At 73.6% G+C, this 16,198-nt stretch carries 11 protein-coding genes; 3 read left to right on the top strand and 8 right to left on the bottom strand.

Annotated elements, in window-relative coordinates; genetic code table 11:
- Positions 1–50: 50 nt before the first annotated feature.
- Positions 51–824 (top strand): AraC family transcriptional regulator, encoded by a 774-nt coding sequence (locus tag AB8A24_RS17570; RefSeq protein WP_328965119.1) that lies wholly within the window; start codon positions 51–53, stop codon positions 822–824.
- 122 nt (positions 825–946) lie between these two features.
- Here AB8A24_RS17570 and AB8A24_RS17565 read toward each other — a convergent pair whose 3' ends face one another.
- Positions 947–1,615 carry a DUF4232 domain-containing protein gene (locus AB8A24_RS17565; protein WP_328965120.1) on the bottom strand — a complete coding sequence of 223 codons (669 nt, stop codon included), beginning with the start codon at positions 1,613–1,615 and terminating at the stop codon, positions 947–949.
- Positions 1,616–2,163: 548 nt separating this feature from the next.
- On the opposite strand from AB8A24_RS17565, the gene AB8A24_RS17560 reads away from it, so the two are divergent.
- Entirely contained in the window at positions 2,164–2,658 is a 495-nt protein-coding gene (locus tag AB8A24_RS17560) for a cupin domain-containing protein (protein ID WP_369476503.1), read from the top strand.
- Positions 2,659–2,678: 20 nt separating this feature from the next.
- Here AB8A24_RS17560 and AB8A24_RS17555 read toward each other — a convergent pair whose 3' ends face one another.
- On the bottom strand, positions 2,679–3,251 hold the full coding sequence (locus AB8A24_RS17555; protein WP_328965122.1) for an NAD(P)H-dependent oxidoreductase: 573 nt from the start codon (positions 3,249–3,251) through the stop codon (positions 2,679–2,681).
- A gap of 110 nt (positions 3,252–3,361) precedes the next feature.
- Between AB8A24_RS17555 and AB8A24_RS17550 the strand changes: the two genes are divergently transcribed.
- On the top strand, positions 3,362–3,706 hold the full coding sequence (locus AB8A24_RS17550; protein ID WP_266386440.1) for a MerR family transcriptional regulator: 345 nt from the start codon (positions 3,362–3,364) through the stop codon (positions 3,704–3,706).
- Positions 3,707–3,759: 53 nt separating this feature from the next.
- Here AB8A24_RS17550 and AB8A24_RS17545 read toward each other — a convergent pair whose 3' ends face one another.
- From AB8A24_RS17545 to AB8A24_RS17520, 6 genes are all read right to left on the bottom strand, one after another.
- Positions 3,760–4,209 (bottom strand): DoxX family protein, encoded by a 450-nt coding sequence (locus AB8A24_RS17545; protein WP_328965123.1) that lies wholly within the window; start codon positions 4,207–4,209, stop codon positions 3,760–3,762.
- A gap of 103 nt (positions 4,210–4,312) precedes the next feature.
- A complete protein-coding gene (locus AB8A24_RS17540; RefSeq protein WP_369476500.1) occupies positions 4,313–4,945 on the bottom strand; it encodes an isochorismatase family protein in 633 nt (210 codons plus the stop codon).
- A gap of 12 nt (positions 4,946–4,957) precedes the next feature.
- Positions 4,958–6,634 carry a (2,3-dihydroxybenzoyl)adenylate synthase gene (locus AB8A24_RS17535; RefSeq protein ID WP_369476521.1) on the bottom strand — a complete coding sequence of 559 codons (1,677 nt, stop codon included), beginning with the start codon at positions 6,632–6,634 and terminating at the stop codon, positions 4,958–4,960.
- A 44-nt stretch (positions 6,635–6,678) separates the two neighbouring features.
- Positions 6,679–7,884, bottom strand: a complete 1,206-nt coding sequence (dhbC, locus tag AB8A24_RS17530) for an isochorismate synthase DhbC (RefSeq protein ID WP_328965125.1) — start codon at positions 7,882–7,884, stop codon at positions 6,679–6,681.
- Between the two features lie 190 nt (positions 7,885–8,074).
- Complete coding sequence (locus tag AB8A24_RS17525; protein ID WP_369476498.1) at positions 8,075–8,908, bottom strand: 2,3-dihydro-2,3-dihydroxybenzoate dehydrogenase; 834 nt, start codon at positions 8,906–8,908, stop codon at positions 8,075–8,077.
- 133 nt (positions 8,909–9,041) lie between these two features.
- A complete protein-coding gene (locus AB8A24_RS17520; RefSeq protein WP_369476496.1) occupies positions 9,042–16,196 on the bottom strand; it encodes an amino acid adenylation domain-containing protein in 7,155 nt (2,384 codons plus the stop codon).
- Positions 16,197–16,198: the final 2 nt, after the last annotated feature.

The raw sequence follows: 16,198 nt of genomic DNA, 5'->3' as shown, positions 1-16,198 counted from the left end.
CTCACAATCAGGGGTCAAGAACACGACCCCTGCGGTAGGGGGAGGATGTTGTGGCCGAGACGGGACTGCGCAGCGTGCGGGACGAGGAGACCCGGGCCGGGGACGTGATCACGGCCGATGACGATTTCATCGCCGAGGGCGGACACCCGCTCCACGTCCACGAGTTCCACCAGTTCCTGCACGTGCCGGTCGGCAGGATCGTGGTCACCGCCCTCGGCCGGGACCACGAGCTGTCGGCCTCGGTGGCCCTGTGGATCCCGGCGGGCATCGCGCACAGCGCACGCTTCGGAGCCGACTCCGTCATCGCGGTCGAGTCCTTCGACGCGGACCGGTTCGAGCTGCCGTACCAGGACGTCACCACCATCAACATCACCGACGCCCAGCGCAGACTGGTCCTCGGCCGGATGCGCAGCACCTGCGCCCAGGACGAGGACCCGGAGGTCTTCGCCGCGCTGTCCGCCGGGCACCGCAACTGTCTGCCGCTGCCCCAGCCCACCAGTCACACCGCGGGCGCCGTGGCGCGGGAGCTGGCCCGGACGCCGAGCGATCCGCGCACCGCGACGGAGTGGGCGGAGAACCTCTACACGAGCTCGACCAGCCTGCGCCGGGCCTTCCGCGCGGAAACCGGGATGGCCTTCTCCGAGTGGCGCACCCGGCTCCGGCTCAACCACTCGCTGAGCCTGCTGGAACAGGGCCAGTTGGTGAGCTCGGTGGCCGCCCGCGTGGGGTTCGTCAGCACCAACGGCTACATCCTGGCCTTCCGCCGCCACTTCGGGCAGACGCCCGGTGCGTACGTACGGAACTCGCTGGACCGGTCCGCGTAGCGGCGGCCGGAGTGCCGCCCGGCGGATCGCCGCGGTCCCCTCGGGCGGAAACGGACCTGCCCCGTACCCGGGGGTCACGACCCGGGTACGGGGCAGTCGGCTGTGGCCTGTCGGTGTACGGGTCAGCCGCCCTGGCCGGCGCTTCCCACCGGGCCGACCTTCACCGGGGTGCCGCCGCCCTCCGTGACCGGCAGCGTGCCGGTGCCCGGCCAGGCGAGGGTGACCGACCTGGTCTCGTCCGGCGGGGTCACCACCAGTCCCGTGACGCGGACGCCGGAGCCGCCCGAGGTGTTGAGCGGGTAGCTGATGCCGAAGTAGGTCGACTCACCCTTCTTGAGGACGGCCGTGTCGGCCCGCTGCCCGGTGCGCTGCGCGGACAGCGAGCCCGAGTCGGTCTTCAGGTCGACGCCCGCGTACCCGGAGATCGTGCAGTCCCGGGCACCGCGGTTCTTCAGCGTCACCGCGACCGTGCCGTCCGTGTCGCCGCCGATGGTGCGTTCCGCTGCCGTGATCGCCAGCTCGTCGGTCCGGCACTTGCCGACCTTGCCGCTCGCGTCGGATCCGGTACCGGCGCCGGCCGTGCCCTTCCCGTCGGAGCCCGTCCCCTGCGAGGGCTTCCCGCCGCCCTGATCCGAACCGCCCCCCGAAGGCGAGGCACCGGCCGGGGCGGACGTGGTGGACGAAGCCGACGGGGTGCTCCGCGCCGCGCCGTCGTCGCCGTTCTGGCAGGCCGTGAGCGACAGGCTCGCGGCGACGGCCACGGCGGCGAGGGTCAGCTGGTGAACGCGCATCGTTTCTTCCTCAGGATCGATCGGTCGGAGGTGCGGGCGGTCGGTGCGGGTCGGTGCGGGTCGGTACGGGGCGGTGCGGGTCGGTTCGGTTCGGTTCGGTTCGGGAGAGCGTCTCCGATCAACAGGAGTGGCCCGACCCGTACCACCGTTCCACCCGACCGCCCACCGGTACCTTCCTGTTACACGTACCGCCGAACCCGACACGCCCGCAGCCGCCCGGGGCGCGCCTCCGACCGGCCGGTACGGCGGTTTCCGTCACTCCTGGGCACCCGTACGAGTCATCGTGCGCCGGGACGGACCCGTGACCCGGCAGATCTTGACCCCAACGGGTGGTGTGACTCCCCAACCCGCCTTCACCTGGCCCCGAAGGGTGTCAGCCTGTGCGGGAGGACCGGCCGTTGCGCCGCGTCGGGCGGGCCGAGCGGCACACGTCCTGGCGCTCGGGCGACCGCTTCGCACCCCGGTGGTTGGTGCGGACACCTACCGAAGTGATCTCATGGGCGATCACGAGGTCGGCAGAGCGGCCGAACACGCGGGAAGGACATGTGGTGGTCGAGCGGGAAGCCGTGGGTGTCACGGTCACGGGATTGGTCGAGGCCGCCACGGACGGCCAGAGCGGCGCCCTGTGGCGACTACGGCGCAAGGGCCGACAACTCGACGCGAATCTGGTGCGCCTGCTGCCCGGCGGCGAGATCGCCGTCCACCGGGAGCCCGAGGTGGACGTCCTGCTCACCGTCGTACAGGGCGGCGGCTCCCTGACCCTGGACGGCGCCGGGGTGGAGGTCGCGCCCGGCTCCCTCATCCTGCTGCCGCGCGGCTCCGCCCGCTCGCTCCGCGCCGGCCCCGAGGGACTGGTGTTCCTCACCGCACACCGCAGACGGGCCGGCATGGCCATCGGCCGGCCCGCCCGCACCGAACCCCGCACACCGCAGTGCCCGCTCCACCTCGTCTGCGAGCAGTGCCACCGGCACGCCATAGAGGCCGACGCCCGGTACTGCAGCTGGTGCGGCACCCGCCTCGTCCCCCGGGCCGCCACGGGCTGACCCCCGAAGCGGTCGACCCCCTACGGGAATCGGGCCAGGGGCGCGTCCTGGGCGAAGAAGGCCTTGGCGCGGATCGTCGCCCGCTCGTCGTCGCGCACCTGGCCCGGTCGGGAGCCGTTGCCGAGCAGCACCCCGCCGAAGTGCATCCGCATGTAGGCCGCGGTGTGGTGCAGGCTGGTCACCAGCCCCTCGGCGCGGGCCTCGTCGTGGTCCGCCATGGCCGTCACGCCCCACAGGGTCCGGCCCGCCATCCGCTGCTCGAAGTCCGAGCCGGGCGAGGTGAGCCAGCCCGACCAGTAGTCGAGGTAGCGCTTGGTGTGGGCGGAGAGCGCGTACCAGTACAGGGGCGAGGCGATGACGATGTCGGTCGCCTCCAGCGTGGCCCGTCTCAGCATCGCCTCGCTCTCCCCGGGCGTCCACCCCTCGGCCTCGTGCCGGCCGTCCTGGAAGTCCGGCAGGTCCGACGCGGCCAGGTCCACCCAGTGCTGCCGGGTCCCGGCGGGCAACTGCTCGGCGGCCTGCCGCGCGAGGATCTCGGTGTTCCCGCCGGAACGGGAGCTGCCGAGGACGAAGAGGAACGAGCGGTCGGTCATGAACATCACTCCAGCGGTGCGCGGGCCCTGCCGGCGGAATGCCCGCCGGTGGGAGCGACGTTAAACGTTGACATCAATGCGAAGGTCAACCGGACACAGGGGTACGGCACATGCTGATCGGAGAACTGTCCCGGCGCACGGGCGTCAACTCCCGGCTGCTGCGCTACTACGAGGCGCAAGGGCTGCTCGACGCGGACCGCGGCCCGAACGGATACCGCGACTACACCGCGGACTCCGTGGCCGCCGTGCGCAAGGTACGCGCCCTGCTCGCGGCGGGCCTGTCCACCGAAGTGATCCGCTCGGTGCTGCCGTGCGTGCGCGGTGAGGGGGTGCGCTTCGCCTGGTGCGAGGAGATCCGGTCCCTGCTCGACGGGGAACTGGCGGCCATGGACGCGCGCATCGAGAACCTGCGCAACAGCCGTGCCACCCTGGCCTGTTACCTGGAGCAGCCCTGAGCCCCGCCCCCGGGGAACGGGTGCGGGGCTCAGGGAGAGCGGGGGAACCGGCCTCAGGCGGTCGCCGCCCGGGGCCGCTGCTCGGTCTCCGCGGCCCGGTTGCCGCGGGCGGGCAGGAGCCGGTCCAGGGCGAAGGCACCCGGGCCGGTGAAGACGAGCAGAAGGAAGGCCCAGCAGTACATCGCGGAGGACTCGCCGTTGTTCTGGATCGGGAAGAGGGCCTCCGCCTGGTGGGCCGTGAAGTAGGCGTACGCCATCGAGCCGGAGGCGACGAAGGCCGCGCTACGGGTCCCGGCGCCGAGGAGCACCAGGGCGCCGGCGACGAGCTGGATCACCGCCGCGTACCAGCCCGGCCAGGCCCCGACGGGGACGGTGCCGCCGCCGTGCGCGCCGCCGAGGACCCCGAAGAGGGAAGCCGCGCCGTGGCAGGCGAACAGGAGGCCGGTGACGATCCGGAAGAGACCCAGGGCGTAGGGCCGGGCGGCGTTCAGACGATCCGTCATGGGGAGATCCTTCGTGGGGTACGGGGACGTGGGTGAGAGCGGGGGTGGGGGTGAGCGGGTGGAGGACCGTCAACCGGTCCACAGGGCCGGAGCGAGGCCGGTCTCACAGCTGGGCGCAGACCCGGTCGGCCGTGGTGACCACGGCACAACGACCCGCCGCCCACTCCAGGGCCGTCCGGTGCTCGCGCTCGGAGAAGTCGGCGACGGCGTCGGCGACCACGAAGGCCTGGATGTCCCTCATCCAGGCGTCGCAGGCCGTCATCAGCACACCGATGTGCGCGTACACGCCGGTGATCACCAGCTGGTCCCGGCCCGTCGCGCGCAGCCGCTCCAGGAGGTCGGTCCGCACGAAGGCGCTGTACTTCCACTTGGTGAGCACCGTGTCGTCCGGGCCCGGCGCCACCACCGCGGGGATCGCGGCGGCCGTCGGGTCGTCCGGCAGGCCCGGCCCCCAGAAGTCCTGCTGCAGCCCTCGCTCGGCCGGGCTCTGGCCGCCGGGCTGCGCGGTGTAGAACACGGGCACCCCGGCGCGGCCCGCCTCCTTCTTCAGCCGCGCGACCTGCTGGAGCATGCCGGTGACGGGCTGGGCGTCCGTGTCGAAGGCGGAGAGGAAGTAGTTCTGCAGGTCGTGGACGAGCAGGACCGCGCGGTCCGGATCCACCGTCCAGTCGACGCGGTTGGCCGGCAGTTCCTCGGCGGTCGGCAGCGGGTAGGGGGCGATGGCGGGCAGGGCCATGGGTTCATCCGTTCAGTGCTGGTGGGGCGGTGCGGGGACAAGGGCGGGAGCGTCGGCGGGAGCGGCGGTGCGCAGGTCCCGTTTGGAGACCTTGCCCACGCCGGTCTTGGGGAAGGCGGAGACGAACTCCACCCGGTCCGGCACCTTGTACGCGGCGAGGCCGCGCTCCCGGACGAACTTCTTCACGGCGGCGGGCCGCAGTTCCCCGGCGCCCTCGCGCAGGATCACGTAGGCGCAGGTGCGTTCGCCGAGATAGGGGTCCGGTTCGCCGACCACATTGGCGTCGTGGACGGCCGGATGCGCCAGGAGGTGGTTCTCCACCTCCTCCGCCGCGATCTTCTCCCCGCCCCGGTTGATCTGGTCCTTGGCGCGTCCCTCGACGACCAGGTGCCCGGTGGGCGTCATCCGGACGATGTCCCCGGTCCGGTAGAAACCGTCCGCCGTGAACGATCGGGCATTGTGTTCGGGGGCGTTCCAGTACCCGCGGACGGTGTACGGGCCACGGGTCAGCAGGTGCCCGGACTCGCCCGGGAGCACCTCGCGGTCCTCGTCGTCGACGATGAGGATCTCGTCGTCCGGGGAGATCGGCCGGCCCTGCGTCGTGACGACGATCTCCTCGGGGTCGTCGAGGCGGGTGTAGTTGACCAGCCCCTCCGCCATCCCGAACACCTGCTGGAGCGTGCAGCCCAGGCCCGGCCGGACCCGACGGGCGGCCTCCTCGCTGAACTTGGCGCCCCCCACCAGCAGGACCTCCAGGCTGCCGAGGTCCCGGTCGGTGCGCGCGGCGGCCTCCGTCCAGAGCAGGGCCAGCGGGGGCACCAGACCGGTGATCGTCACGCCCTCGGACTCGATGAGCGGGAAGGCGACGTCGGGCACCGGCTGCGGGCACAGCACCACGCGGCCGCCCGCGTACAGGACGCCGAGCGAACCGGGCGAGGACAGCGGGAAGTTGTGGGCGGCGGGCAGTGCGACCAGATACACCGAGTCGGCGTCCACCCCGCAGATCTCGTTCGAGCCCCACAGGGAGTAGATGTAGTCGTCGTGGGTGCGCGGGATCAGCTTGGGTACGCCCGTGCTGCCGCCGGACAGCTGGAGGAAGGCGAGGTCGTGCGGGGCGGGCGCGTGGCCGAGCCCTCCGGCGGGTACGTCCAGGGGGACCTCGGCCAGTGCCGTGAAATCACCCGGGTCGGCGTCCGCGACGAACACCTCGCGCAGCCCCGGGACTTCGGCGCGCACGGCGGCGGCGAGCTCGCGGTAGTCGTGGCCGCCGTGCACCGCGGGGATCACGTACGCCGCCGCCCCGGTGAAGGAGCAGAAGTAGGAGATCTCGGTGCGGCGGTGCGCCGGCAGCGCGAAGACGGGCAGGGCGCCGATCCGGAAGAGCGCGAAGACGACCTCGAAGAACTCGGCGGTGTTCGGCAGCTGCACGACGACCTTGTCCCCGGGGAGGATGCCGCGCGCCGTGAGGCCGGCGGCCATCCGGTCGGCCCGCACGTCGAGTTCGCCGTAGCTCCAGGTGCGCCGGCCGCCGTCCCTGCCACCGGTCGGGTCCACGAGCGCGATCCGGTCGGGGTGGGCCGCCGCCCGCTCCCGCAGCACGGGTCCGAAGGTCTCGCCCCGCCACCAGCCGGCCGCCCGGTAGCGCTCGGCGAACTCGGCGGGCCACGGCAGCCAGGCGGGGTCGGCCACGGGATCGTGGGGGTCGTGGGGGTCGAGGAGGTCGACGGAGTCGCTCACAGCTCGGCTCCGACGGCCTGCAGGAAGGTACGGAACTTCGCGGCGGTCTCCGCGGTCTCGGCGTCGGGCTCGGACGCGGAGACGACCCCCGCCCCAGCGTACAGGCGCAGCCGGTTGTCCTCGGCCTCGGCGCAGCGGATGGTGACGACCCACTCGCCGTCACCGCTGCCGTCCTCCCAGCCGACCATGCCGGTGAAGAAGCCGCGGTCGAAGGGCTCGGTCTCCTCGATCACCTTGCGGGCCACGCCGGTCGGACTGCCGCAGACGGCCGGGGTCGGGTGCAGGCTGGAGGCGATCTCCAGAGCGGACACGTCGGGCTGCGCGAGGACGCCGGTCACGGTGGTGGACAGGTGCCACATGGTGGCCGTACGGAGCAGGGTGGGGCGCTCGGGGACGTCGAGGGAGGTGCAGTACGGGGCCATGGCCTGGTGCACCGCGTCGACGACGACGGCGTGCTCGTGCAGGTCCTTGGCCGACCCGAGCAGGGCGGCGGCCCGGCGGACGTCCTCGGCGAGGTCCGCGCTGCGCGGGGTCGACCCGGCGAGCGGGTTGGAGATGAGCCGGTCGCCGCGGCGCGACAGCAGCAGCTCCGGGCTGGCGCCGAGCAGGTTGCGGCCGGGGCCGGTGGGGAGCGCGAAGGTGTAGCCGGAGGGGTCACGGCGGGCGAGCCGCTGGACCATGGCGGGTATGTCCAACGGTCTGTCGGAGGCGAGTTCCAGGGTCCGGGCCAGCACGACCTTGCTGAACTCGCCCTGCCACATCCGGTCCACGGCCGAGGCCACGCCCTTGGCGTAGACGTCGGGCTCGGGGACGGAGGCGATGGCCCAGTCGGTGGGTGCCGGACCGGCGGCGGGCAGGGCGATCAGCGGGTCCGAGGCGAGCGGTGGGCCGCTGCGCAGGGACTCCGGGACCACGAGGGCCGCGCGGGCGTCCGGGGCGAAGGGGATCGCGCCGATCACCACGGGGTAGGGGTGCCCGGCCCGTCGGGCCTCGGCCAGGGCCTGGGCGACGCGGTGCGGCAGCGGTTCGGCGGAGTGGGCGACCTCCTGGCGGATGCCCTGGGCCAGCAGCGTCCGGGTGGGGGTGGCCAGGAACCGGGCTCCACCGCGGTAGGCGTCGAGCAGCGTGGTGGCGGCGCCGACGGACGGATGCACCGGATCGGCCGGTGCGGGGGGCGTGGCGACTTGGTGGACCGTCGGCACGGTGACTCCTCTTCAGGTGGGGGCAGGTGCGGGCAGGTGGGCGCGGCCGGACGGTCGCCGGCTGCGTGCGGTGCGGGGCGGTGCGCAGGGCGCGGGTGGTACGCGTGGCGCGGGGATTGCGTGTGCTGTGCGTGCTGTGCGTGTGGCACGTGTGGCACATGGCGCGAGGGAGAACGGGGCTGCCGCAGGGTCAGCGCAGCGTGGCTCCGCCGTCCACGTAGAGGTCTTGCATGGTGATGTGACGCGCCTGGTCCGAGGCGAGGAACACGACGGCGTCCGCGATGTCCTGCGGGTCGGCGATCCGGCCCAGCGGGATCCCCGTCCGGTAGCTGGCGAGGTCCCCGTCGAGCACCCGGGCGGGCGCCTGCGGGTCGGTCCGGAGAGCCCACTGCATGGGGGTGTCGGTGGAGCCGGGGGCCACGATGTTGCAGCGCACACCGCTGCGGGCGTACTCCAGCCCCAGACACTTGGTGAACATGACGGCCGCTGCCTTCGAAGCGGCGTACGCGGCCATGCCGGTGCGCGGGATCCCGGCGGCGTTCGAGGCGACGGTGATCACGCTGCCGGAGCCGCGGGCCGCCATGCCGGGGACGACGGCGCGGGACGTGAAGAAGACGCCCTGGACGTTGACCGCGAAGGTGGCCGCCCAGTCCTCGTCGGTCAGTTCCGCGACCGGTGCGGCACGCAGGATCCCGGCCACGTTCACCAGGATGTCGACCGGGCCGAGTTCCCGCCCGATCCGTCCCACGGTCCGGTCGACGGCCGCGGGGTCGGTGACGTCGAGTGCGTAGGCGCGGACGGTGCCGTCCCCGGCGGACGGCGCCCGCCCGGTCTCCGGGTCCAGTTCGGCCGCCAGCGCGGTGACGGCCTTGGCCTGGACGTCCGTCGCGGCGACGGTGGCGCCGAGGCGGAACAGCGTACGGACGACGGCTTCGCCGATGCCCTGGCCGGCGCCGGTGACGAGCGCGACCTTGCCGGTGAATCCGCTGGTCCCCGGGATGCCGGGCACACGGTGGTCGGACATGCCGCCCCCTTCTTGATTCTTAGGTAAGCCTAACCTAATGAAATTCTGAACGACACTACGCGGCGCGTGTGTTGTGACGAGGGGTGTCGGGCGGGTGGGGGCGCAGCGGAGCGCCCCCACCCGTACCCGGAGGTCAGTCCCGGGCGGCCGACTCGGCCGACACCAGCGCACGCGCCAGCACCGGGCCGATCTCCGCCAGGACCCCGGGGGACATCAGGTCGTCGTGCGAGCAGTCCAGGACGTGCTCCTCGATCCGGCCGTCCAGGTACGCGGGCCAGACCAGCCCCGGCGCCTCGTCCGCCGGGGTGGACCGGGAGGCGGTGAAGAACAGCACGTCACCGCGGTAGCGGAGGGTGCGGCTGCGCGACAGCAGCCGGACGCAGTGCACGTTCGTGTCGACGATGGCCCCCAGCAGCGCCTCGTCGAAGCCGGCCAGCAGGCCCTGGCTGTCGCGGATCGCGCCGACCGCCTCCGCCCGGTCCGCCGGAGCATCGCGCTCCGGCGGGTTCAGCCCGGCCACCGAGAGCAGGAAGCCGCTCTCCTCGCGTTCCAGGCGCTCGCGCCAGTCCGGCGCGTCGATGTACGACCAGTCCTCGATCTCCGGCGGATACGCGTCCAGCAGCCCCAGGAAGGCCACCTCCTCGCCGCGCTCCTGGAGCAGCGCGGCCAGCGTCTGGGCGACCGTTCCGCCGAAGGAGTAGCCGAGGAAGTGGTACGGACCCTGCGGCTGCACCGTACGGATCTCCGCCAGGTACAGCTCCGCGAGCGCGGCGACGTCGGCCACGTCCGGCTGCGCGCCCGCGAGCCCCGGCGACTGGAGCCCGTACACGGGCCGGTCCGCGTCCAGGTGGCGCAGCAGGCCCGTGTACTGCCAGGCGAAACCGGACGCCGGGTGGAAGCAGAACAGCGGCGCCGCCGTGCCCCGTTCCCGCAGCGGCATCAGCACCCGCAGCGCGTCCCGGCGGGCGTCCGAGCCGATCCGGGCGGCCAGGTCCGCCACCGTCGGCGCGGCCATCACGGCGCCGACCTGGACGGGGGTGCCGAGTTCCGCGCGGATCCGGCCGACCAGCCGCATCGCCAGCAGCGAATGGCCGCCGAGCTCGAAGAAGTTGTCCTCGGCCCCGACCCGCTCCAGCCCCAGCACGTCCGCGAAGACCCTGCAGAGCAGCTCCTCGCGCGCGTCCTTCGGCGCCCGGCCACCGCCCGCGTCCCCGAAGTCGGGGGAGGGCAGCGCCGCCCGGTCCACCTTCCCGTTCACCGTCAGCGGCAGCGCCGACAGCTCCACGAAGGCCGACGGAACCATGTACTCCGGCAGCGAGGCGGACAGCCGGGCCCGCAGGGCGGCCGGTTCGGGCGCGACCGAGGCCGATGCCACCGTGTACGCGACCAGCCGCTTGACGCCGGTCGGCCCGGTGTGGACGACCACGGCCGCCGCCGCGATGCCCGGCTCGGCCGCGACCGCCGACTCGATCTCACCGAGCTCGATGCGGAACCCGCGGATCTTGACCTGGTCGTCGGCGCGCCCGAGGTAGTCGATCTGCGCGTCCCCGCGCCACCGCACCAGGTCGCCCGTCCGGTACATCAGGGTGCCCGGCTCGCCGAACGGGTCGGCGACGAACCGCTCCGCGGTCAGCGACGGCCGCCCGAAGTAGCCGCGTGCCAGGCCCGCTCCGGCGAGGTAGAGCTCACCGACCACGCCCGCCGGGACCGGCCGCAGGGCACTGTCCAGCACGTAGGCACGGGTGTTGAAGATGGGCCGTCCGACGCACGAGCTCGCGCTGTCGTCCACGTCGGCGCCCAGCGCGTTGATCGTGTACTCGGTCGGGCCGTACAGGTTGTAGCCCATGGTGCCCTCGGTGCGCTTCAGCAGCTCCCACAGGCCGTCCGGCACCGCCTCGCCGCCCAGCAGGAACAGCGTGGGCCGGTGCCGGTCCGCGTCCAGCAGACCCGCCTCGACCAGCTGCAGGCCGTAGGACGGCGTCACGTTGACCACGTCGATGCCCACGCGGTCGTAGTGCGCGGTCAGGGCCGCCGGATCCAGGCGCAGCTCCTCGCCGATGACGTGCACCTCGTGCCCGTCGACCAGCCAGAAGAACTCCTCCCACGACATGTCGAAGGCGAAGGACACGGTGTGCGCCACTCTCATCCGGCGCCCGCCCGCCAGTGCCACCGCCGGTGCGAAGATCCGCTCGCGGTGGTTGAGGAGCATGTTGGTCAGGCCCGAGTAGGGGACCACGACCCCCTTGGGGCGCCCGGTCGAGCCGGAGGTGTAGATGATGTACGCCGGGTGCCGGCCGTCCCGCACTCCCGTCAGCTCCACATCCGCCAAGGGCCCTTCCGGCAGCGCCGTCAGCTCGGCCAGCACCGCGGGGTCGTCCAGCAGCAGCGCCGGTACACCCTCCACCACCGGCACCCGGTCCGTCACCGGGGCCGTCGTGACCAGGCACAGCGCAGCCGCGTCGGCGACCATCGCGCCGAGCCGGTCCACGGGGTGGTCCAGGTCCAGCGGCAGATAGGCCGCGCCGGTCTTCAGCACGGCGAACAGCGCGACCACGAAGTCCGCCGACCGGGGCAGCCCCAGGGCCACCACGGCCTCCGGCCCCGCGCCCCGCGCCACCAGGGCCCGGGCCAGCCGGTTCGCCCGGGAGTCGAGCTCCGCGTAGCTGAGCCGCCGGCCCTCGAAGACCAGGGCCGTCTCCCCGGGGGTCCGGGCGGCCTGCTCGGCGAACAGGTCGATCACCGTGGTGTCCGGGACCGCGTGGCCCGTGTCGTCGCCGGACGCCAGCAATTCGGCCCGCTCCGCGGCCTCCAGCGTGACCAGCCGGCCCACCGGGAGGGCCCCGCCGTCGGCGAGCTGCTCCACGAGCAGCGCGAGCCGGCCCGCCAGGTGCCGGGCGGTGGCCTCGTCGTACAGGTCGGGCCGGTAGCCGAGGCTCAGCTCCAGCACCGGACCCGGGGTGACGGCGAGGGTCAGCGGATAGTGGGTACCGTCCACGCTGTGCGTCCAGCCGATCGCGTGGGCCGCCACCGCCTCCTCGCGGGCGGCGTCGTTCAGCGGCGTGTTGCGGAACACGTACAGGGTGTCGAAGAGCTGCCCGAGGCCGGTCAGCCGCTGGATCGGCCCGAGTCCCACGTAGTGGTGCGGCAGCAGGGCCGCGTGCTCGCCCTGCACCCGCACCAGGAGGTCGCGCAGCGGCTCGTCGGGGCGCAGGGCGACCCGCAGCGGCAGCGTGTTCATGAACATGCCGATCATCCGGTCCACGCCGGCGAGGTCCGCGGGACGGCCGGAGACGGTGGCGCCGAACACCACGTCGTCGCGCCCCGTCATCCCGGCCAGCGTCATCGCCCAGGCCGTGCTGAGCACGGTGTTGAGGGTGACCCCACAGCCCCGGGCGAAGGACCGCAGCCGATCACTGGTGGCCTCGTCCAGGGAGAGGTCCACCACCTCGGCGGTCACCGGCCGCCGGTCCGGATCCGCCCGGGCCACGAGCGTGGCCTGGTCCAGCCCCGACAGATGGGTACGCCAGGCCTGCTCGGCGGCGTCCCGGTCCACGGCCGACAGCCGGCGCAGGTAGTCCCGGTACGGGGTGACGGGCGGCAGCACGTCCGCGGAGCCGCCGTGCCCGTAGAGGGCGAACAGCTCCTCGAAGAACAGCGACTCCGACCAGCCGTCGGTCAGGATGTGGTGCTGCGTCACACACAGCATCCAGCGCTCCGCCGAGAACCGGATCAGGGCCACGCGCAGCAGCGGCGGGGCCGCCAGGTCGAACCGCGTCGCCGCGTCGGCCGGCGAGAACTCCCGCAGCGCCTCGTCCTGCGCCGCCCGGTCCAGATGGCTGAGGTCGATCTCCCGCCAGGGCAGTTCCCACTCGCCCGGCACCACCTGCACCGGGCTGTCCAGGCCCTCGTGCCAGAAACCGGACCGCAGGTTCGGGTGGCGGCGCAGCAGGGTGTCGAAGGCGGCGCGCAGGGCGGGCCCGTCGACGGCGTGCAGCAGTTCGACGAAGTTCTGCATCAGGTAGACGTCGAGCGCCCGGTCGTCGTACACGGCGTGGAAGTACAGGCCCTCCTGCAGCGGCGCGAGCGGCAGCACCTCCGCCACCTGCGGGAACACCGCGGCCAGCGCGGCCTCCTGCCCGGCGTCGAGGGTGACGAGCGGGCCGGCCGACGCCAGGTGATCGCCGTCCTGCTCCGAGACGTCGCGGGCCGCGGCCGCCATCCGCTCCACGGTCCGCAGCTCGAAGACGTCGCGCGGGGTGAGGACCAGGCCCGCCTTGCGGGCCCGGGTCACCAGCTGGATGGAGACGATGCTGTCCCCGCCCAGCGCGAAGAAGTCGTCGTCGATCCCGGCCGAGGCGAGCCCCAGCACCTGGGCGAAGACGGCGCGCAGCGCCTCCTCGCGGGCGTCCCGCGGCGGCCGCGACAGCTCCGCCGCGCCCAGCTCGGGCGCGGGCAGCGCGCCCCGGTCCAGCTTGCCGCTGACGTTCGTCGGCAGCGCGTCCAGGACCACCACGGCCGCCGGGACCATGTGGTCGGGCAGTACGGCGGCCAGCGCCTCCCGCAGGGCCGCCGCTTCGACCGGGCCGGTCACGTAGCCGACGAGCCGCTTGACCCCGGGGGTGTCCTCGCGGACCACCACGGCGGCGGACCCCACACCGGGCAGCGCGGACAGCGCGGACTCCACCTCGCCGAGCTCGATCCGGTAGCCGCGGATCTTCACCTGGTCGTCGGCCCGCCCCAGGAACTCCAACTGCCCGTCGGACCGTAGCCGTACGAGGTCGCCCGTACGGTACATCCGCGAGCCCGCCGGACCGTACGGGTCGGCCACGAAGCGCTCGGCGGTCATCGCGAACCGGCCCAGGTAGCCGCGGGCCAGGCCGTGGCCCGCCAGGTACAGCTCACCGGGGGTGCCGGCCGGCGCGGGCCGCAGGGCCGAGTCCAGCACGCGGGCGCAGGTGTTGCCGATGGGCCGGCCCACGATCGGGGTGGCCGAGTCGGCGAGGTCCGCGCCCAGGGCGTCCACCGTGTACTCGGTGGGTCCGTACAGGTTCACCGACATGACCCCGGGGGCTTCGCGGACCTCGGTCCACAGCGACTCGGGCACGGCCTCGCCGCCCAGCAGCAGCAGTCCCGGCCGGTGGTGCGAGCCGCTCAGCAGCCCCCACTCCAGCAGGGCCCCGGCGTAGGTCGGCGTCACGTCCATGGCGTCGATCCGGTGCTCGCGGACGTAGTCCACGGTGAACTCGGCGTCGCGGCGGCCGATCTCGTCCAGGACGTGCAGCTCGTGCCCCGAGACCATCCAGAACAGCTGCTCCCACGAGGTGTCGAAGCTGAAGGAGGCGGTGTGCAGGGCGCGCAGCTGCCGCCCGCCCGCGGCCGCCACGGCCGGGGCGAAGACCTCCGCGACGTGATTGGCGTACAGGTTCGACAGACCGCCGTGGGTCAGGACCACGCCCTTGGGGCGGCCCGTGGAACCGGAGGTGTAGATCACGTACGCCGGGTGCCCGGACCCCGTGCGCGGCGGCCGGAATCCGTCGCCCTGCGAGGCGAGTTCGGCGGTCGTCCCCGCCGAGTCCAGCACGATCCGCTCCGGCCCGTCCGCCGCCCCGGCGGGCAGCAGCGCGAGCGCCGCCTCCGTGGTCAGCACACAGACGGGCGCCGCGTCCTCCAGCATCAGGGCGATCCGGTCGGCCGGGTAGTCCAGGTCCAGCGGCAGATAGGCGGCCCCGGACTTCAGGACGGCCAGGACGGCCACCACCGATGCGGCCGAGCGCGGCACGGCCAGCGCCACCACCGACTCGGGTCCGGCGCCGCGCGCGGCCAGCAGCGCGGCCAGCCCGGCGGCCCGGGCGTCGAGTTCCGCGAAGGTCAGCCGGTCGGGTCCGGAGACCACCGCGCAGGCGTCCGGGGTCGCGGCGGCCTGCGCGGCGAACCGGTCGGCGACCGTACCGTCGGCCACATCGCGCGCGGTGCCCGCTTCCTTGGTACGCAGCTCCGCGCGGTCGGCGGCGCCCAGCGGCTCCAGGGTCCCCACCGGCCGGCCCGGATCGCCCGCGACCTGGTCCAGCAGGGCGGTGAACCGCTCGGCCACCCGGGCGGCGGTCCGGGGGTCGAACAGGTCCGGCCGGTACTCCAGGGCCAGTTCGGCCCGCTCGTCCAGGGACACGGACAGGGTGAGCGGGAAGTGCGTGCCGTCCCGGGCCTCCACGCCCGTCACCCGCACCCCGTCGGCCAGCGGCGCCCGGGCGGACGGGTCCACCGGGTAGTTCTCGATGACGACGAGGGTGTCGAACAGCTCGCCGCCGCCCGCCTGCTTCTGGATCAGCCGCAGGCCCAGGTGATGGTGGGCGAGCAACGCGTTCTGCTCGTCCCGGAACCGTCTCAGCAGGTCCGCGACGCTCTCCCACGGCCGGGCCGTGAGCCGCACCGGGACGGTGGTGATGAACAGTCCGACCATCGACTCCACACCGGGGAGCTCCTCGGGCCGGCCCGCGACCGTCAGCCCGAAGACCACGTCCCGGCGGCCCGTCAGGCTGCCGAGCAGCAGCCCCCAGACCGCCTGGATCACCGTACTGGGCGTGGTGCCCAGCGACCGGGCCGCGGCCGTCAGCCGGCCGGTGGCCGCCTCCGACAGCTCCACCCGGTGCACACCGGGCCGCACCGCCGTACGGGACGGGTCGGCCGGGGCCACCAGCACGGCCTCGTCCAGGCCGGCCAGCGCGGAGCGCCAGGCGCCCTCGGCGGCCGGGACGTCCTGGGCCTTCAGCCACTTGAGGTAGTCGCGGTAGGGGCGTACGGGCTGCTGCGCCGGGGCGTCGCCGTCGCTCTCGTACAGCGCGAGGAGGTCCCCGACGAGCAGCGGCATCGACCAGCCGTCGACCAGGATGTGGTGCACGGTGACCACGAGGAGGTGGTCGTCAGGGCCCCGGCGCACCAGAAGCAGCCGCAGCAGCGGCGGCCGGTGCAGCTCGAACCGGCGGTCCAGCTCGGCCCGTTCCGCCCGACCCAAGGCGGCCGGCGAGGGGTCGGCCGACAGGTCCGCCCGGCCGAGCGCGAAGGTCACCTCGGCCGGTACGAACTGCACCGGCTGCGGTACCCCCTCGTGCCAGAAGCCGGCCCGCAGGTTGGGGTGGCGGCGCAGCAGAGCCGCGCCCGCCCGCTCCAGCCGGTCCGCGTCCACGGGGCCGGCCAGCGACACGGAGACCTGCACCGTGTACACGTCCGGCGCGCTCGCGTCGTAGACGGAATGGAACAGCATGCCCTGCTGCAAGGGGGACAGCGGAAGCATGT

The sequence above is a fragment of the Streptomyces sp. BF23-19 genome (assembly GCF_041106355.1).
Taxonomy (GTDB): Bacteria; Actinomycetota; Actinomycetes; order Streptomycetales; family Streptomycetaceae; genus Streptomyces; species Streptomyces virginiae_A.
The sequence above is the reverse complement of the archived record's forward strand: the minus strand, read 5'-3'. Positions and strand labels throughout refer to the sequence as shown.